General features: G+C 68.6%; 18 protein-coding genes. 5 read left to right on the forward strand and 13 right to left on the reverse strand.

What is annotated here, in order from left to right:
• Nucleotides 1-12 precede the first annotated feature (12 nt).
• Complete coding sequence (locus tag ODR01_RS06395; RefSeq protein ID WP_316976776.1) at nt 13-852, forward strand: tetratricopeptide repeat protein; 840 nt, start codon at nt 13-15, stop codon at nt 850-852.
• 131 nt (nt 853-983) lie between these two features.
• Here ODR01_RS06395 and ODR01_RS06400 read toward each other — a convergent pair whose 3' ends face one another.
• The 9 genes from ODR01_RS06400 to ODR01_RS06440 form a co-directional block, all read right to left on the reverse strand.
• Nucleotides 984-1961: a type II secretion system F family protein gene (locus ODR01_RS06400; protein WP_316976777.1), complete on the reverse strand. Its 978-nt coding sequence runs from the start codon at nt 1959-1961 to the stop codon at nt 984-986.
• Nucleotides 1958-2953 carry a type II secretion system F family protein gene (locus tag ODR01_RS06405; protein ID WP_316976778.1) on the reverse strand — a complete coding sequence of 332 codons (996 nt, stop codon included), beginning with the start codon at nt 2951-2953 and terminating at the stop codon, nt 1958-1960. The genes ODR01_RS06400 and ODR01_RS06405 overlap by 4 nt, the downstream gene beginning before the upstream one ends.
• Nucleotides 2950-4626 (reverse strand): CpaF family protein, encoded by a 1677-nt coding sequence (locus tag ODR01_RS06410; RefSeq protein ID WP_316976779.1) that lies wholly within the window; start codon nt 4624-4626, stop codon nt 2950-2952. Before ODR01_RS06410 ends, ODR01_RS06405 begins: the two co-directional genes overlap by 4 nt.
• Nucleotides 4626-5852 carry an AAA family ATPase gene (locus ODR01_RS06415; RefSeq protein WP_316976780.1) on the reverse strand — a complete coding sequence of 409 codons (1227 nt, stop codon included), beginning with the start codon at nt 5850-5852 and terminating at the stop codon, nt 4626-4628. The genes ODR01_RS06410 and ODR01_RS06415 overlap by 1 nt, the downstream gene beginning before the upstream one ends.
• Nucleotides 5849-6556, reverse strand: a complete 708-nt coding sequence (locus ODR01_RS06420) for a CpaD family pilus assembly lipoprotein (RefSeq protein ID WP_316976781.1) — start codon at nt 6554-6556, stop codon at nt 5849-5851. Before ODR01_RS06420 ends, ODR01_RS06415 begins: the two co-directional genes overlap by 4 nt.
• 10 nt (nt 6557-6566) lie before the next feature.
• Entirely contained in the window at nt 6567-7961 is a 1395-nt protein-coding gene (locus tag ODR01_RS06425) for a type II and III secretion system protein family protein (RefSeq protein ID WP_316976782.1), read from the reverse strand.
• A 14-nt stretch (nt 7962-7975) separates the two neighbouring features.
• Nucleotides 7976-8884 (reverse strand): Flp pilus assembly protein CpaB, encoded by a 909-nt coding sequence (gene cpaB / locus ODR01_RS06430; RefSeq protein WP_316976783.1) that lies wholly within the window; start codon nt 8882-8884, stop codon nt 7976-7978.
• Nucleotides 8885-8909: 25 nt separating this feature from the next.
• A complete protein-coding gene (locus ODR01_RS06435) occupies nt 8910-9413 on the reverse strand; it encodes an A24 family peptidase (RefSeq protein ID WP_316976784.1) in 504 nt (167 codons plus the stop codon).
• A gap of 157 nt (nt 9414-9570) precedes the next feature.
• On the reverse strand, nt 9571-9768 hold the full coding sequence (locus ODR01_RS06440; RefSeq protein WP_316976785.1) for a Flp family type IVb pilin: 198 nt from the start codon (nt 9766-9768) through the stop codon (nt 9571-9573).
• Between the two features lie 276 nt (nt 9769-10044).
• Between ODR01_RS06440 and ODR01_RS06445 the strand changes: the two genes are divergently transcribed.
• Complete coding sequence (locus ODR01_RS06445) at nt 10045-11517, forward strand: TadE/TadG family type IV pilus assembly protein (RefSeq protein WP_316976848.1); 1473 nt, start codon at nt 10045-10047, stop codon at nt 11515-11517.
• Between the two features lie 143 nt (nt 11518-11660).
• Here ODR01_RS06445 and ODR01_RS06450 read toward each other — a convergent pair whose 3' ends face one another.
• Together ODR01_RS06450 and ODR01_RS06455 are read right to left on the reverse strand one after the other, a co-directional pair.
• Nucleotides 11661-12221, reverse strand: a complete 561-nt coding sequence (locus ODR01_RS06450; RefSeq protein ID WP_316976786.1) for a TadE/TadG family type IV pilus assembly protein — start codon at nt 12219-12221, stop codon at nt 11661-11663.
• 18 nt (nt 12222-12239) lie between these two features.
• Nucleotides 12240-12851: a TadE/TadG family type IV pilus assembly protein gene (locus tag ODR01_RS06455; protein WP_316976787.1), complete on the reverse strand. Its 612-nt coding sequence runs from the start codon at nt 12849-12851 to the stop codon at nt 12240-12242.
• Between the two features lie 251 nt (nt 12852-13102).
• On the opposite strand from ODR01_RS06455, the gene ODR01_RS06460 reads away from it, so the two are divergent.
• Entirely contained in the window at nt 13103-13951 is an 849-nt protein-coding gene (locus tag ODR01_RS06460) for a fumarylacetoacetate hydrolase family protein (protein ID WP_316976788.1), read from the forward strand.
• An 84-nt stretch (nt 13952-14035) separates the two neighbouring features.
• Here ODR01_RS06460 and ODR01_RS06465 read toward each other — a convergent pair whose 3' ends face one another.
• Nucleotides 14036-15361 (reverse strand): NAD(P)-binding protein, encoded by a 1326-nt coding sequence (locus ODR01_RS06465; RefSeq protein ID WP_316976789.1) that lies wholly within the window; start codon nt 15359-15361, stop codon nt 14036-14038.
• Between the two features lie 238 nt (nt 15362-15599).
• Between ODR01_RS06465 and ODR01_RS06470 the strand changes: the two genes are divergently transcribed.
• Nucleotides 15600-16007 carry a hypothetical protein gene (locus ODR01_RS06470; protein ID WP_316976790.1) on the forward strand — a complete coding sequence of 136 codons (408 nt, stop codon included), beginning with the start codon at nt 15600-15602 and terminating at the stop codon, nt 16005-16007.
• A gap of 23 nt (nt 16008-16030) precedes the next feature.
• On the opposite strand, the gene ODR01_RS06475 is transcribed toward ODR01_RS06470, so the two are convergent.
• The gene (locus ODR01_RS06475; RefSeq protein WP_316976791.1) at nt 16031-16501 is read right to left on the reverse strand and encodes an aminoacyl-tRNA deacylase; all 471 of its coding nucleotides are present in this window, start codon (nt 16499-16501) and stop codon (nt 16031-16033) included.
• Nucleotides 16502-16821: 320 nt separating this feature from the next.
• On the opposite strand from ODR01_RS06475, the gene ODR01_RS06480 reads away from it, so the two are divergent.
• Entirely contained in the window at nt 16822-18156 is a 1335-nt protein-coding gene (locus ODR01_RS06480) for an MFS transporter (RefSeq protein ID WP_316976792.1), read from the forward strand.
• The last annotated feature ends 11 nt before the right edge of the window (nt 18157-18167 follow it).

Here is an 18167-nt window from a genome sequence, read left to right on the forward strand (position 1 = left end):
GGAGGAACCGGGATGGCCCAGCGAGTCCGCCGGATCGTGCTGGCGGGAATGGTTGCCGGCATATGGGCGGGGCTGGCGGGATGTGCCGGCATGCCGCCGACCGCAGGCGAGATCGCCGAGGAGAATCGTGACAGCCAGGTTGCCCAGATCCTGCGCATCGCCGAAACCACGCGGCGCGGCGGCGACCTGGTCTCGGCGGCCGGCCTTTATCGCCGCGCCCACGACATGGCGCCCGAGCGGGGGGCGCCGCTGATTGCGTTGGGCGATACGTTGGCGGCCCTCGGCTCGTTTTCCGATGCCGCGCAGGCCTATGCCCTGGCCATCGAGCGCGAACCGGCCAACGCCGATCTGCGGTATGGCTACGGCCGGACGCTGATGGCCCTGAACCGGCCGCACGAGGCCGCCGAGCAGTTTCGTGCGGCGATCGCGGCGGCCCCCAAGGACGGCCGCGCCTTCAACGGACTGGGTGTCGCGCTGGATCAGGCGGGCGATCACGCCGCCGCCCAGCAGGCCTACAGGGACGGCCTGAAGGCCGTTCCCGACCATCCCGGCCTGGAAAACAATCTGGCGTTCTCGATGCTGCTCGCCGGCGACGTCGCCGGTGCCGTTGCCGGCTTCGAACGGATTGCCAGCCTGCCCCAAGCCACCGCGCGCAACCGCCAGAACCTGGCGCTGGCTTACGGCCTTGCCGGAGATACGGCAAAAGCGGCGACAACGGCGGGACAGGACTTGGGCGAGGCGGAGGTGAGGAACAACCTCGCGGCCTATGAGCGCCTGCGCCGGCTGGCCGCTGGCGAACGCACCGCCGAGCTTCTCCGCCTGCGCGATTCCCGTCCCGCGAAGGCGCCCTGATCAGCCTGCGATCCGGCCGGAAATGACGTGCCGGGCGAAAGGGTTTCCCCCCTCGCCCGGCGCGGCCCCGCCGTTCGACCCCGAGTGAGACGGCCGGGGCTGAGAGCCGGTGTCATTGACGTACCAGTGATCTACAGGCCCCCCAGCCCGTCAATGGTACGCAGGACAGCCGGTCCCAACAGGACGATGAACAGGGTCGGCAGGATGAAGACGATCAGCGGCACCGTCATGGTGGCCGGCAGCTTGGCCGCCTTCTCCTCGGCCTTGAGCATGCGTTCCTCGCGGAATTCGATGGCCAGCACACGCAGGGACTGGGCCAGCGGCGTTCCGTACTTCTCGGTCTGCAACAGGGTGTTGACGACGCCCCGGATGGCTGGCGTGTCGACCCGCCGGGCGAGGTTTTCCAGGGCCGTGCGGCGGACCGGCAGGAATCCCAGCTCGATCGAGGTCAGGCCGAGTTCGTCGGCGATCTCGGGGCACGAGCGGGTCATCTCGCCGGCCACGCGGCTCAATGCCGCATCGAGCGCCAGCCCGGCCTCGGCGCAGATGACCAGGAGGTCGAGGGTGTCCGGCAGACCCTTCTGAAGGGCGGCCCGGCGCTTGTCGGTGGCGTTCTTGACGTAGATCTCGGGCATGTAGGCGCCGACGACGACGGCGCCCATGGCCACCAGAAGCTGGCCCATCGGCGGCAACTGAAAGGCACCGCCGCCATAGACCATGAAGGCCGCCAGGCCGCCGAAGGCGAACGGCAGGCACAGCTTGAGAAACAGGAAGACCGACACCGCTTCCTTGGAGCGCCACCCGGCGCGGGCCAGGCGCAACGCCGTCTTGGCGGCGTGTTCGCTGCGCATCAGGTTGAGGCGGGTGATGACCTGGTTGACCAGGCCGAGGGCGGCCTGCTTGCGATGGCGGTTGCGTTGCGGCGTCATCAGGTCGGCCCGCAAGGTGTCGCGCTGGCGCTTGAGGGCCTGGGCGCGGCCGCGCATCGGATCGCGCGCCAGGGCGGCGCTCCATACCGCGGCGACGGCGGCCAGGGCGGCGGCGGCGGCCAGCAGCGTGATGGCCAGTTCGGGGGACAGGCGGTCGTCGAGGAAATCCAGCGGGTTCATATCTCGAACCTCACCATCTTGCGCATGACGGCGACTCCCATCCCCAGGACGACGAGACCGGCGATCAGCGCCATACGGCCGCGCGGGTCCGTGAACATCATGGCTTCGTAGTCGGGATTCACGAGGAAGATGAGCCCGAACATGATGAACGGCAGCGAGCCCAGGATCATGGCGCTGGCCCGCGCCTCCGACGACATCGCCTTGATCTTGAGCCGCATCTGGCGCCGCCGGCGCAGGACGTCGGACAGATTGCCCAGGGTCTCGCCGAGGTTGCCGCCGGTTTCGCGCTGCACGGCGAGGCTGATGACGAAGAACTTGAATTCCGGGGTGTCCAGGCGGGCCGCGGTCTCCCACATGGCGTCCTCGAGGGTCTGGCCGAACTTGACGGCATCGGCGATGCGGCGGAATTCGATGCCCACCGGATCGGCCATCTCGCGGCCCGCCGCGGCGACCGATTCGATGACCGGCAACCCCGATTTGAGCCCGCGCACGATGAGGTCGATGGCGTCGGGAAAAAGCGCGATGAAGCGGTCGAGCCGCTTCCTAATCATGCGGTTGACGGCGAGGTGCGGGCCGCCGATGCCGACCAGGAGGCCGAGGGCGACGGCGAGGGCCAGCGGCTGGCGGGCGATCAGGAAAAGGACCACCGTGGTGCCGACGGCCAGCACCACGCCGGTTGCCGCGTAGGAACCGATGGTGATCTTCCGCCCGGTGCGAGCCAGGCGCTGGCGCAGGACGGCCTGGCGCGGCAGCAGGCGGCGGGCCAGCCGCTCGAAGCCCGAGGTCGGGCGGTCCATGCCGTCGACGCGCAGGTTGGGGGCGGACGCTTCGCCGGTACCGGTGGGCCGGAGCCGGCGGCGCACGGTCTCGGCGCGGCGGGCCAGCGGGCCGCGCGGCGCGCTGGAGGACCCGGAGACGAGCATCCCCAGACAGATCACCAGCACCAGCACGCCGGCCGCCAGGATCAGGAGGCTGCCATCGATCGCCATCATCGGCCCTCCGCGCCCATGGCCACCGCCTCCAACAGGGCGCGGTCGAGGCCGAAGTACTGGGCGCGCGACAGGAAATGCGGCCGCAGGCCCGACGGGCGGAAGGTGCCGAACAGCTTGCCGTCGGTATCCTCGCCCTCGTACTCGAAGGTGAACAGGTCCTGCATGGTGACCATCTCGCCCTCCATGCCGACCACTTCGGAGATCTGGGTGATGCGCCTGACGCCGTCGCGCATGCGCGCGATCTGGACGATCAGGTTGATGGCGCCGGCAATCTGGGCGCGCACCGCCTCGTTGGGCAGCTTGACGCCGGCCATGGCGACCATGTTCTCCAGCCGGGTCAAGGCCTCGCGCGGGCGGTTGGCGTGGATGGTGCACATCGAGCCGTCGTGGCCGGTGTTCATCGCCTGCAGCATGTCCAGCGCCTCGCCGGCGCGGATTTCGCCCAGGATGATGCGGTCGGGGCGCATGCGCAGCGTGTTCTTGACCAGCTCGCGCTGGGTGATCTCGCCGCCGCCTTCCAGGTTCGGCGGCCGGGTTTCCAGGCGTACCACGTGGGGCTGCTGAAGCTGCAATTCGGCGGCGTCCTCGATGGTGACGATGCGCTCGCCGTGGTCGATCATGCGCGACATGGCGTTGAGCAGCGTCGTCTTGCCCGAGCCGGTGCCGCCCGAAATCAGGATGTTGAGGCGGCAGCGCGAGGCGATCTTGAGCACGGTGCCCATGGCCGGCGACAGGTTCTTCTGGCGCTCCATGACGTCGAGCGTGATCTTCTTCTTGGAGAACTTGCGGATCGAGATGGTGGGGCCGTCGATGGCGAGCGGCGGGATGATGATGTTGACGCGCGAGCCGTCGGCCAGGCGGGCGTCGACCAGCGGCGTCGATTCGTCGACCCGGCGGCCGATCTGGGTGACGATGCGCGTCGCGATGTTCATGACATGGGCGTCGTCGGCGAAGGTGACGCCGGAAAGCTCCAGCTTGCCCTTGCGCTCGACGTAGACCTGCTTGGGGCCGTTGACCATGATGTCGGTGACCGCCTCGTCGGCCAGCAGCGGCTCCAGCGGGCCCAGCCCCAGCATGTCGTTGAGCAGCGTCGTCACCAGGTCGCGCTGTTCGGTCTGGTTGAGCTGCGTGCGTTCCTCGGCCAGGATGTCACCGACCATGTCGCCGATCTGGCGGGCCAGTTCGGGGCGCGCCAAGGCCGAGGCCTTGGCCATGTCGATGCGCGCCATGAGGATCGGCTGCACCGTTTCCTTGGCGGCGAGCACGCTGCCGCGGTTGGAGGCGGCGCCGCGCCGGCGCGGCGCGATCGAGCGCAGTTCCGGGTGGCGCTTCGCCGCCTTCTCCAGGAAACCGTTGAGAAGCGCGGTGATGGCGTCGCGGCGGTCGTGATCCTCGAGGAACAGGCCCTCGCCGCGCACCACCTCGTCGACGAGGCGGCCCATGGTGTCGGCCAGTTCGGACCGCTCCATGGTGAAGCCGGCGACGTCTTCGATGCGCTCTTCGACCAGCGGGGTCGCGACGTCGAGGATCCGTTCGATGGTCCGGCTGTCGGACGCCTCGTTGCCGGCGGCGGCGTCCAGCCGGGTGACGGGCGCCCAATCGGCCAGGGCGCCGCCGCCGCGGGCCTTGGGCGCCGGCGCGAGGTGGGCCAGGGCTTGGCGCTGTCCGAGCATCAGGCGCTCCGCCTCATCAGGCGGCGCCACAGCGGCGCCTTGCCGGCCGGCTGATAACCCGACAACTGGCGGGCGAGGCCGCGCAACCCGGCGACGAAGCGGCATTTCGGCGCCACCGCCGCCAGCGGGCGTCCCAGGCGGGCGCTCTTGGCGGCCGGGGCCGGATCGAACGGCAGGGAGAGCGCAAGCCGGGCCTCGACGCTGCGCTCGAAATCGGCGGCCGTCATCTCGGCCTTCTTGCTCTGGCCGACCCGGTTGACGACCACGCGGACGTCGACGCCGGCCTTCTGCGTCTTGACGAAGTCGACCAGGCGCAGGGCGTCGCGCATGCCGGCCAGGGTCAGGTCGGTGGCGATCACCACGGCGTCGGCGGCGGCGACGATTTCCGGCACATCGAGCGCGGTGCGGCGCGGCAGGTCGACGACGACGCAGTCGAAGTCGGCCCGCAGGCGGGCCAGCAGCGGGTTGACCGCCGAGGCGCCAAGGGCGCAATCGCGATCCAGCGCATGGTCGGCGGCCAGCACGAACAGGTTGTCGCCGGCGCGCACCATGGTGCGTTCCATGAAAAGACCGTCGATGCGCTCGGGGTTTTCCAAGGCGTCGGCGAAGCCCTTGCCCGGCTCGACATCGAGCGTCAGGGCCGCGGTGCCGAAGTGCAGGTCGAAATCGACCAGGGCCACCCGCTTGTCCTGCTCGTTGGCGATCAGCCAGGCCGTGTTGACGGCGATCGAGGTGGCCCCCGCCCCGCCCCGGGCGCCGGTCACGCAGATCAGGCGGCCGAGACGCGGCGCGCCGTCCGCCTGGGCGGCGGGCTTGGCCACCTTGTCGACGGCGGCGGCAAGAAGTTCGGCCGAGATCGGCTTCAGCAGGTAGTCGTCGACGCCGAGTTCGATCAAGTCGCGGAAAAGGCCGATGTCGTTGGTCCGGCCCAGGGCGACGAGCCGCGTTTCCTGCTCGCAGACGTTGGCCATCTGGGTGACGTCGAGGACCGGGTCCACCGAGTCGGAAAGATCGAGCACGATGAGGCGCGGCGTCGGCATGCGCGACAGGATCTCCACCGCTTCGAGGGCGCCGCCGCGCAGGACGTGGGAATCCGGCCAGCCCCGCTCGGCGGCGATGCGCATCAGGGCGGCGCGGGTCACCTCGTCGGCGACGAAGGCGGCAAAGGGATCGCGCTCACGCAGGGCGGCGGCGGAGTGGGGCTGGGCGGCGGACATGGCGTTCATTGGCCGGCTCCGCCGCCCGTCGTCCCACCGCCGGAACCGCTGGTTTCGCTGGAGCCGCCGCCTTCCGAGTCCAGCGGCCGCGTCTTGCCGGCCCGGTAGCGCTGAATGGCCAGCGTGGCGAACGCACCGTCCGTCGGGCCGGGATCGCGGCCGGTGGCCAGATCGCCGGGTTCGGCCACCATCAGCCCCAGGTTGGTGGCGGTGGCGCATCCCCAGTTGCGGCTGACCGTGTTGTTCCAGGAGCGGCCGGGCCTGTCGCTCCAGTCCGGGCAGGCCGGCAGGGTGACGGTGTAGCGCTCGACGGCGACCGACACCGCGTCCGGCCCGGCGGCCTGCGCGCCCTCGCCGGCGGTGCGCGGCCGCATTGCCAGATGGACCAGATAGGCCGACACCGTCTCTAGCCGGCGGCCGGCCAACGGACCGCCGCCGGCCCCGGTGACCAGCACGGTGTCGGCCGGGCCGGCCTGCACGCGGGCCAGGAATTCGTCCAGGCGGTCGCGTTCGAGCCCTTCCAGGCGCGCCGATTCGGGCGCGAAGCGGATGGCGTGGGCATAGCGCACGGGGGCCACCTTGGCCTCCTTCGCGGCCGGGATGGCGGACCAGTCCTCGTAGAAGGTGGCCTCGCAGCCGCCGGTCAGGGCCAGGGCCGAGGCGACGCCGAGGGCGGTCAGCAGGGGGCGGAAAAGCGGGGTCCGGGGGGTCAAGGTCGCCTCCTCAGTCCAACTGGAAGCCGACGGGGCCGATCAGCGTCGTGCCGTCGGGGGCCACGGTGCGGGCCGGCCCGACCTGCGGGTTGCGCCGGTGGGTGCCGCCGTAAAGGTAGCGTTGCTTGTCGTCGGGGGGCGCGAAGCCGTCGGTGGGGGCCGCCAGCAGCTTGGCCTTGGCGGTCGGCTGCACGATGTAGGGGGTCACCAGGATGACCAGTTCGCTTTCCTCGCGCTGGAAGCGGTCGGAGCGGAACAGGCCGCCCAGCACCGGAATGTCGCCGAGGCCGGGAAACTTGTTGATGTTGTGGGTGACGTTGTTTTGCAGCAGGCCGGCGATGGCGAAGCTCTGGCCGCTGCCCAACTCGACCGTGGTCTCGGCGCGGCGGGTGACCAGCGACGGGACCTCGAAGCTGCCGAGGGTCACCGAGTTGGTGTTGGAAAGCTGGCTGACCTCGGGCCGGACGTGCAGGTTGATGCGCTCGCCGCCGGTCAGCGTGGGCGTGAAAGCCAAGGACACGCCGAACATCTTGAACTGGATGGTGACGCGGCCGTCGGAATCGGGGACCAGGATGGGGAATTCGCCACCGGCCAGGAAGCTTGCCGTCTCTCCCGAAAGCGCCGTCAGGTTGGGCTCGGCCAGGACCTTGACCAGCCCCTCGCCTTCCATGGCGTCGACCACGGCGTTGAGGTCCCAGTTCTTGCCGAGGCTGGCGCCGAGGCTGAGCGTCTGGGTGGTGACGTTGGCGGCGAACGGGTTGGCGGTGACCAGCCCGATGGACAGGCCGCCGATGGAGCCGATGGCGTTCCAGTTGATGCCCAGCTGCTTGTCGATGTCGCGCGACACCTCGGCGACCCGCACCCTGAGGTTGACCTGGCTGGGGGCGGCGACGGACAGGCGGTTGATCACCGCCGCCGGCGTGCCGGCGAAGCTTTCGGTCAGGCGGCGCACGTTCTCGGCGGCGGCGGCCGAGGCGACGATGCCGTCGATGACGATGGCGCCGTCGATGCTGCTGACCTGGATGTCGGCCTCGGGGTGCAGGTCGCGCACCGCCCTGCGCAGGCGTTCCAGGTTGTGGGTCACCGAAATCTCGATGTTGGCGAGCACGGCCTCGGCGGCGTCCACCGCGAACAGCGTGGTCTGGCCGGCCTTCTTGCCCAACAGGTAGATCAGGGTCGGCGACTTCACCTGGATGTCGGCGATGTCGGGGTTGGCGATGAACACCGTGGCGGCCGCCCGCTCGAGGCGGACCAGGCGGCCGCGGTTGGCTTCGAGCTGAAGGGTGGTGGCGGCGGCGGCGACGATCTCGGCGCCGCCGGCCGGCGGGATGGCCAGGCTTGCCGCGATGACGGCCAGCAAGCCGCCGATGAGGGTGTGGCGGGCCGCGTGGTGGGATCGACGCATGATGCCTTCCTTCCCTAGAACGCCGCCGCTTCGGCCTTGCTGCCGCGCAGCACGGTGACCTTCGGTTTGGCCTGCTTCGTGCCGCGGGCCGCGAGGAAATCCTCGCGCATGTAGTAGACGTCGTAGTCCATGGTGTAGCTGCGGTCCGGCGCGGTCTCGACGGCGTCGGCGCCGATGGCGCGGGCGATCTGCGAGAACGGGTCCTGTTCGCGGGCCAGGCTGTGCAGGCTGAGCGAAAGGCCGCCCATTTCCAGGCCGATGGCGATCTTCTCGGCCTGCTTGGGGTCGACCTCCAGCGTCGCCGTCTTGGCGACGGCAGCCTCGCCCTTGGTGTTCTCGACGGCCTGGTCGACGCCCAGTACCCGTACATCGGTCAGCAGGGTTTCGCTGAAATAGCGAGGCTCGCCCTTGGCCTCGCCATCCTCCACCACGCGGAAACGCACGGTCAGGATGACGTCCACCCAATCGCCGGGGAAGATGAAGCCGGAGATACCGGTGGTGGCGTTGACCGGCACCGAGATGGCGCGCTTGCCCGGCTCCAGCACGGCGGCCAGGAAACCGCGGTCGCCGGGATGGACGACGCGGGAGTCGGTCAGCGGCTCGCCGACGGCGATGGCCGTACGGACCACGGCGCCGACGAAGTCCTTCTCCTCGCGCTGGCCCTTGACGGCATAGCTGTCGATGACGCCGTCTTCCGGCCACGCCTGCCATTTCAGGTGCTCGGCCTTGAGAAAGCTGCCGGCCGGCAGCGCCTTGTTGGTGACCAGCACCAGGGCGGCGGGGGCCGCCTGCACGGCCGCCGGCTGCGCGCCCGAGGCCAGGATGGCGGCCCGCTGGGCCTGCATCCAGCTGCGGGCGTAAAAGGCGGTGAAGGTGGCGGTGACGAGGGCCAGCAGGATCAGAAGAAGGGTGCGCGCGCTCATGGCGGGGTCTCCCGGCGGGCCGAAATCAAGCTCCCATCAGGGAAGAGGCGACGAACAGGCCGCCGGCGGCGATGGCGATGCCATAGGGGATGACGCCCCGGAAGGCGCCGCGAACCGCCTTGGCACCGCCCAGGGCGGCGACCGCCTCGGCGAACACGAAGCGCAGCGGCGTGATGGCGATGAGGGCCAGCAGGCCACCGACCAGGCTGGTGATCACCAGGAACCCGAGGATGCCTTGCGGCCCGGCCCACAGGGCGAGCGCCGCCATCAGCTTGACGTCGCCGCCGCCCATGACCCGGAAATGGAACAGCACGGTGGCGACGACGAAGACGATCATCGCCATCAGCAGGCCGCCCAGCCAGTCGACGGCGCCGGGGGCGGCCGTCGCATAGGCGGCGAACAGCAGGGCGACGGCGAGCGGCAGGCGATTGGGAATGCGCAGCGACGTGAAATCGCAGATCACGGCCCAGATCAAAAGGCCGATCAGTCCAAGAAGAATCGCGTGGGGAAGGCTGGGGATCGAAAGCATCGGGGGGCTCGCGAATTGATCCGTCGGAAACCCTGGGGGGTGACGCTGGGGGGCGCCGGGTTTCGTTCGGGGGTACCCTCCCCGGACCGCCGGTGGACGGCCCGGGAGAGGGCCCTCCGCCCTGGGGCGGAGGTTGCAGGACAGGGTGACGCGCAGATCAGGTGCCGGAGGTTGTGGCGGCGGTCTTGGCGTCGTCCAGAGTCTTCGACACGAACCGGAAGATTCCATCCAGGGAATCGCCCATCGCCGTGAAAGCGCCCAGGGCGGCAACCGACACCAGAGCGGCGATCAGGCCGTATTCAATGGCGGTGGCACCCGATTCGTCGTTGAGGACGTTGCACAGGGTGGTGAACATTGGGGTTGTCCTTTCAGCAGGGAGAAAACGAATTTGTTTATCGAGCGTGACTATTATGGATTACTGCGTCCAATGCTGTGATCTTCGTCACTATAGAAAATTTTTTTTACTTTCTATTTCAACAAAAAGACACCTGAAAAATGCTTAAAATTGCAGGCATCTTTTAAGCGCCCGATGTTTGACTTGTGATGGACGACACATCCCTGCCCGACATCGTTGCTTATATAATAAGGTATGATTTTTCATTTTCGCCGGAGGGCCGTCGACGTGAACGACATGCGGGTCCTGGGCAGGGCGGCCCTCGCCGGCTTGGCGCGGCTCGGCCGGCGGCTCGCTGCCGAGCGGAGCGGCGCCATCGCCGTTCTCCTGGCGCTCGCCGTCGTGCCGCTGGTCGGCTTTATCGGCATCGGCACCGATACCGCGCGAGCCTTCATGGTGAAGTCTCGCCTGTCCACGGCGCTCGACGCCGCAGGCTTGGCCGGCGGCAAGGCCTTCTTCCTGACCACCCGCGAAGCCGACATGACGATGTTCTTCAACGCCAACTTCCCGGCCGGCTACATGGGCTCGACGGTAAGCGGCCCCACGGTCGTCATCACCGGCGCCGCCGGAACGACCCAGGTCATTCAACTGACGGCCTCGGCGACGGTGCCCACCGCCTTCATGCGCCTGTTCGGCTACGACGACATCACGGTATCGGCCAGCGCCGAGGTCACGCGCCAGCAGACCCTGCTCGACGTCGTCCTTTCCATCGACATGTCGGGATCGATGACGTCCTCGACCGGCGGCACCACCCGCATCGCCGCCGCGCGCACCGCCGCCACCACGCTGGTCAACATCCTGTTCGGCGCCAACGCCACCAACCCGCTGCTGAAAATCGGCCTGGTGCCGTGGAACAGCAAAGTCAACGTCATGGTCGAGGGGCAGATCTATCATCCCACCTCGACCCTGCCCCAATCGGTGGCGCCGTTCACCAACCCGGTGACGAATGCGGGGCAGAGCACGGTCTATTACGCCGACAACACGCCGGTGCCGCTGCTGTCGTCGCCGCCCGCCGACTGGCAGGGCTGCGTCTATTCGCGCTTCATCGACGACGAGGACCCGGCGACCGATGCCGACATCTTCGACGGCCCGACCGAGACGGCGGGCGCCGAGTGGCCGGCCTGGCAGCCGATCGGACCCGAGGGCGAGCCGGTTTCCGGCTCGGCCCGCTGCACGTCGGCGATCGGCTATAACGAATGCGGCGCCTGCCTGGACTATGGCATTACGCCGCTGCAAAACGACAAGCAGCCGATCCTGACTGCCATCGGCAACCTGCTGTCGCCGGCCGGCAACACCAACATCCCGCAAGGCCTGGGCTGGGCGTGGCGGGTGCTGACGCCGGATGCGCCCTTCACCCAGGCCGATCCCAACCCGCCCTTCCGCCGCGAGCAGGCCATCGTGCTTCTGACCGACGGCGAGAACGTCGGCGGTTCGGGCGACGGCTATAAGGGCGTGTTCGGCACCGGCAGCACGGCCCGGCCCGACATGGACGCCCGCCTGCGGCTGCTGGCCGCCAACATCAAGGCCAGCGGCGTCATCCTCTACGTCATCCAGTTCGCCAACAGCGGCTCCACCCTGCAAACCCTGCTCAAGCAGGTGGCGAGCGGTCCCGACGCCCCCTACTACCACAACGCCCCGGACGCCGCCGCGCTCAACGCCGCCTTTCACGAGATCGCCAACAACCTCTCGGAATTGCGGCTTTCCAAGTAACTGGATCTACTTCTTTGTCACCCCCGCGCAGGCGGGGGTCCAGGGCGAGCGACGGAGCGGTTGCCCTGGATTCCCGTTTTCGCGGGAATGACGAGAAGGAAAAGGGCGATCCCATAGGGTCACATGCGGCTCTGGCAGGCCGCTCAGTAGAGGGCGGTCAGCGGCCCGAAGCGCGGCCGCATGACGGAATACGTCGTAAGGGTCCTGGTCTCCAGGACCCCGACCAAGTCGCCGGCGAACAGCGGCACGAAATCGAAGAAGGCTTCGCTGACGATGACGTTCTCGCCGTCGCGCACCACGAAGCCGGCCGGCAGGACGGCATAGGCGCCCTGCACCCCGAACGCGCTGGCGCCGCTGCCGGCGCCATAGGCGCGCTGCCAGACGATGCGGGGCGGCGTGCCGCTGGTCTTGTAGATCGAGGAAACGATGACGCGGCCGTCGCCGGCCAGGTCGAAGGGCTCGAAGGTGAAGCCGGCGGCGGTGAAGAGGTCGGGCAGGTCGGCCGCGAAGACCCTTACGGAACGCGACACCAGGTCGGCCATGGTGGCCGACGTGCGCTCCAGCTTCTGGTTGAGCAGGACGAAGCGCGTGATCTCGACGCCGCCCAGCAGCAGAAGGGCCAGCACCGGCACCGCCATCGCGGTTTCCACCAGGATGGAGCCGCGGCGGTCCCGGGCAAGGGCGTTGAGGATGCGGCGGATCATCGGCTTTTCGGCCTCCGCCTACTCGTTGCGCACGGCCAGCGAGGCCTTGATCGGGAAAGTGCCGTCGGTGCCGATGAAGGTGGAGGCGAACGGCGTCATCAGCGGCCAGGCGTATTCGAGGCGATAGACCACCACTTGGCCGGGATTGCCGGGGCCGGGCGTGCCGATGTCGGAATCCCAGGCGCCGTTGCCGTTCTGATCGGTGAAGGTTTCGCCCGAGTCGTATTTCCCGTTGCCGTTGCCGTCGACGAAGTCCTCGCCGCCGACGTTGCCGAAGCTGGGATAGACCAGGACGTCGAAGTCGACCTTGGCCATGTCGACCAGGCCCAGCGTGTGCTCGCCGACGATCTGGACGATGCGTTCCATCCGGGTGAGGCCGGTTTCCACATAACCGGTGATGCCATAGCGCGAGGCGTCGCGCAGGCCGCTTTCCATGAGGACGCCGACGAACATGATCATGCCGAATTCCATGATGGCGACGACCATCATGGCGATCATCGGAAAGGCGAAGGCGAACTCCACCGCGGTTGCTCCGTCCCGCGCGCCGCCCAGGCGGGCGAGAACGCCGGCCGGGCGAAGCCGTGGGCTGGCTGGGAAGCGGGTGATCATCGGGCGGCCACTGGGGTTCATTCCTGGTCGGAAAGTCATCCGGGAAAGGCGGAACCCAGGTTCGTTTCGTTTCGCCTTTTCCCGGATGTGATCGGTGAGTTGACTGACCGGGGGCAGTATGGGCCGAAATTCGGCCGCCGGCTTGTGATCCAGGTCACTCGGACGCGCTTTATTTGCCCTTGTCTTTTCAAAAGAATTTCTGTGCATTTTTCCCAAATTGGGTCATTCTGCGGCCGATATTCAGGGCTATCGGCCAATCAAGGGAGAGAAGAATGAAACTGCTGCGTTACGGGCCGAAGGGCGCCGAGAAACCCGGCCTGCTGGACGACGACGGGCGCATCCGCGACCTCTCCAACCAGGTCGCCGACATCGACGGCTCGGTGCTGGCCCCCGAGCGTCTGGCGGCGCTGGGCAAGCTCGACGCCAAGACCCTGCCGCTGGTCGAAGGCTCGCCCCGCATGGGCCCGCCGGTCGCCGGCATTGGCAAGATCATCGCCATCGGGCTCAACTATTCCGACCACGCCAAGGAATCGGGAATGGAGCTGCCGAAGGAGCCGGTGATGTTCACCAAGGCGGTGACGGCGATCAACGGCCCCAACGACCCGGTGATCATGCCCAAGGGCGCGACCAAGACCGACTGGGAGGTCGAGCTGGCCTTCGTGATCGGCCGCAAGGCCCAGTATGTCGAGGAAGGCCACGCCCTGGATTACGTCGCCGGCTATGCGGTGATGAACGACGTCTCGGAGCGCGCCTTCCAGCTGGAACGCGGCGGCCAGTGGGTGAAGGGCAAGAGCTTCGACACCTCGGCGCCATTCGGCCCCTGGCTGGTGACCAAGGACGAGGTCGGCAATCCGCAGAAGCTCAACCTGTGGCTCGAGGTCAACGGCGTGCGCCGCCAGACCGGCAACACCGCGACGATGATCTTCGGGGTGGCCCACATCGTCAGCTACGTCAGCCATTTCATGACCCTGCTGCCGGGCGACGTCATCACCACCGGCACGCCGCCCGGCGTCGGCCTCGGCTTCAAGCCGCCGGTCTTCCTCGCCGCCGGCGATGTCATGCGCCTGGGCGTCGAGGGGCTGGGCGAGCAGCGCCAGGAGGTCAAGGCCTGGAAGGCCTGAACCCCGTCCGCACGGCGCGACGCAAACAGGAAACGGGCTGGGTCACGATGGGTGGCCCGGCCCGTTTCCTTATGCACGCCGGGTTCAGGAGGTCCCGCCCGCCCGGCCCTTGTCGATGAGGCCGATCATCGCCTCGACGTCGACGAACTTGCGGCGCGGCGCCCCTTCCTGGGCGGCGGCGACCTCGGCCTCGTCGATGAACTTCCAGTCCTCGAACGTCACCCAGCGCACGCCGCGCGCCCGCAGGTGTTCCTCGAAGGCGGCGCGCCCCGGTTTTGCCGGCTGGGCGATATCGGCGGCGATGTGGGCGGCCACGGCGTCGCCGTCCGGCTTGTTGCTGGAAATGACGCCGGTCGGCCCGCGCCGGGCCCAGCCGACCACGTAAAGCCCGGTCGCGACGCGGCCGTCGCTGTTGATGACGATGCCGCGCCGGATGTCCAGCGGCACCCCCTGCAGCGGCCCCATGCGATAGCCGATGGCGGCGATCACCGTGCCGCACGGGGTGTCGTAGTAGTGGCCGGTCCCCACCGCCTCGCCGTTCACCACGACGGTGCGTTGCAGGCGCAATCCTTCGACCCGTTCCTTGCCCAGGATTTCCGCCGGCATCGAGCGGAAGCAGAAGTGCAGGCGCTTGCGCTTGCCGGTGGGGTTAAGGGCGACGAAGGAACGAAAGGTCTCGATGTTGCGCATGCGCAGCCGGCGGTCGCGATCGGACATCTCGCCGGGAATTTCGTCTGGGATCTCCTCGGGGTCGACCATCGGCGCGCAGTCGGCCAACTGGCCGATCTCGCGCAGCTCGACGTTGGTGAACTTGGCCTCGGCCGGGCCGCGCCGGCCGAAGATGCAGATGTCGGTGATCGGCGCGTTCTGGATGGCCTCGATGGCATACTCGGGAATGTCGGTCTTGGCCATTTCGTCCCTGGTCTTGCACAGCACGCGGCCGATATCCAGCGCCACGTTGCCGTTGCCGATGACGGCGACGCGCTTGTCGTCGAGCAGCGGATCGAGGTGGCGGTAGGCCGGATGGCCGTTGTACCAGCCGACGAATTCGGCGGCGCCGTAGACGCCCTTCTTGGCGCCGCCGATGAGATCGAGGCCGCGGTCCATCGGCATGCCGATGGCCAGCACGACGGCGTCATAGAGGGAGCGCAGTTCGAGGATGGTGATGTCGCGCCCGGCCTCGACGTTGCCGTAGAAATTGACGGTTGGCTGGGCGGCGATCTCCTCGTAGGTGCGGGTGATCCGCTTGGTGTGCTGATGATCGGGGGCGACGCCGCCGCGGATCAGGCCGAACGGCGTCGGCAGGGTGTCGATCAGGTCGATCCGGCAGTCGATTCCGGACTCCAGCAAGGCCTGGGCGGCGTAGAAACCGCTCGGCCCCGTTCCCACGATGGCCACGCTGATCGTCATCGTCTCGGACTCCTCCCGGCGCCGGGTTCGGCCGGTACGATGCCCGCCGCCCGCGTGTTTCGAGCCTACGCACGTCGGCTTATTCTAATCTACAATTGCCGGCGGCGCCCCCCCAAAAAGCGGCCGGGACGGCGCGACGCGGCGGGCGGCACGCGGCTGTGGTGCCGCTGCCCGAAATGGTCTAGGTTGACGCCGACCCCACGAGGGAGGCGCCCAACAAGAAGGGATGAGGTGGACGATGACGGATGGAATGGATCGGGACGAACTGATCAAATTGCTCGAACAACTGGGCGATGAAAGCGACCAGACGGTCCTGTCGGCCGCGCGGGCCATCCATGCCACGGTTGCGGCCAGCGGGCAGACCTGGGACGACCTCTTGGCCGCCCCATCGGCCGCGGTGGGCGAACCGGCGCTTTCCGACGAACGCGAGGATGCCGCCGACGACGCCCAGCCGATTGCCGCCGGGCCGCTTCCCGACAACGCCGAGTCCCTTCGCCTGATCGCCCGGCTGCTCGACTCCGCCGGCACGTCCGAGGAACTGCGGGCCGAGTTGACCGCCTACAAGGCCGACATCGAGGCCGGCGAGTTCGCCGACGACGACCGCCGCTACCTGCGCGCGCTGTACCGCCGCCTCAAGAAGGAATAGGGCCGGACCCCGGCCCCCTTTCCTTACGTGTGGTGGCTGAAGCGAGCCCGCTGGGCGTCGCGCATCAGGGCCGCGAAGGCTTCCGACGAGACGTGGACCAGCGACTGGTGGTCGCCGCCCTCGAAATAGATGTCGCCTTCGTCGAACAGCGCCTCGTCGATCACCACCGGCAGGTCGTAGGCGGCCCCCAGCGGCGGATCGGCCCCCAGCGCGCAGTCGTCGAACAGGCGCGCCGTTTCGGCCTCCGTCGCCAGGGTCAGGCGGCGATTGAGGAACTGCCCCAGGGTGTCCAACTCGACCCGATGGGTGCTGGGAACGACCCCCATGACGTAACGGTCGCCGTCGTGCAGGACCACCGTCTTCGTCACCTGGTTGCCGGAAACATGCGACGCCTGCGCCGTGCGGCTGGCCGACTCGGTTCGCTGGTGGGCAATGACCTCGTATTTGACGCCGGTTTCGGCGAGTGTTTTGTCGATTTTTTTGGCAATCGCCATGGCTTACCTCCTTCTCGCGTTGGAGGCGGCGGAGCCGCAGGCTCGATGCTGTCGGTTTCCCGAACGTGGCCGGTCCTCATGGGACCCGGCTTCGGCGGCCACGTCCTTCCGGCGGGGCGCCCGGCCGATCCTCGAATCGGGCGACCGCGCCCCACCCTTTCTTCCCTTCCGGCTCCGACGCGGAAGCCGGGTCCGTTCTGCCTTTCAGTGTATCAGTTTTCGGGCGTTCCGGAAAGGCGGGCCGCCCGGCCGATCCGCCGCCGACCGTTCGTGACAAGCCCTCCGCGATGCGCTAAATGACCTCTTCAACAGGTCCAAAGATGCCCGAATCCAGCCCCTCCGCATCTTCCGTCGCCGTCGCCGGCGGCCGTTCCCTCCATCCGCTGTATCCCTGGCTTGTCTGGGCCACCGGGACGCTGCTGTTCTGCTACGCCTTCTTCCACCGCGTGGCGCCCAGCGTCATGGTCAGCGACCTGATGCGCGATTTCCAGGTGGGCGGCGCCATCCTCGGCACCCTGTCGGCTTTCTATTTCTATCCCTACGCCCTGCTGCAGATCCCGCTCGGCAACATGCTCGACCGCTGGGGGCCGCGCCGGGTAATCGCCTGCGCGGCGGCCTTCTGCGGGCTGGGCACGGCGGTTTTCGCCGTCGCCGGGTCGGTCGAGATGGCCTATGTCGGGCGCGCCATGATCGGCGCCGGCGCCGCCTTCGGCTGGATCGGCACGCTGACCCTCATCACGCTGTGGTTCCCGCCGCGCCGCTTCGCCCTGGTCACCGGGCTGACCTCGCTGATCGGCATGGTCGGCGCGGTCGGCGGCCAGGCGCCGCTGGCCGCGGTGGTCAGCCGCTTCGGCTGGCGTCCGACCCTGCTTTGGGCGTCCCTTTATGGCGTGGTCCTGGCCGTCATTGTCCTGCGCGTCGTGCGCGACCGCCGCGACGATGGTGCCGGCCGGGCGACGGCGGCGCAGCATCCCCGGCTGTGGCGCAGCCTGTGCGAGGTGGCGGCGGCTCCCCAGGTATGGGCGGCCGGCCTGGTGGTCGCCACCGTCAGCGTGCCGCTGATGGCCTTCGGCGGCCTGTGGGGGGTCCCCTACATGGTCCAGGCGCACGGCATGACGCGCCCCGAGGCGGCGGCCAGCATGTCGGTGATCCTGGCCTCGTGGGGTTTGGGGGCGCCGATCCTGGGCTGGCTGTCCGACCGCATCCAAAGCCGCAAGATCCCGATCCTGACCGGCACCACGCTGTCCTTCGGGGCCATTCTCTTCCTGATCTATGTGCCGGGGCTGCCGCGCTGGCTGATTTTCGGCCTTCTGGCCATGAACGGATTTGCCGGCGCGGCGGTGGTGACCTGTTACGCGGCGGGGCGCGAAAACACCCGCGCCGCCGTGTCCGGAACGACCATGGGCCTGATCAACGCCCTCTCGATGGGCCTGACCGCCATCTACCAGCCGCTCATCGGCTGGCTGCTCGACCTCGGCTGGGAAGGCGTCATCGACGGCGGGGCACGGGTGTATTCGGTGGAAACGTACCAAATGGCCTTCCTCAGCCTGGCCGCCTGCGGGGCGCTGGCCGTCGCCGCCGCCCTTTGCATGCGCGACACCCGGTGCCGTCCGGTCGGCGAGAGTGGCAAGACGGCGGCACAATCGCTACCTTAGGGGACGCCGAC

This window comes from Shumkonia mesophila (assembly GCF_026163695.1).
Classification (GTDB): domain Bacteria; phylum Pseudomonadota; class Alphaproteobacteria; order Rhodospirillales; family Shumkoniaceae; genus Shumkonia; species Shumkonia mesophila.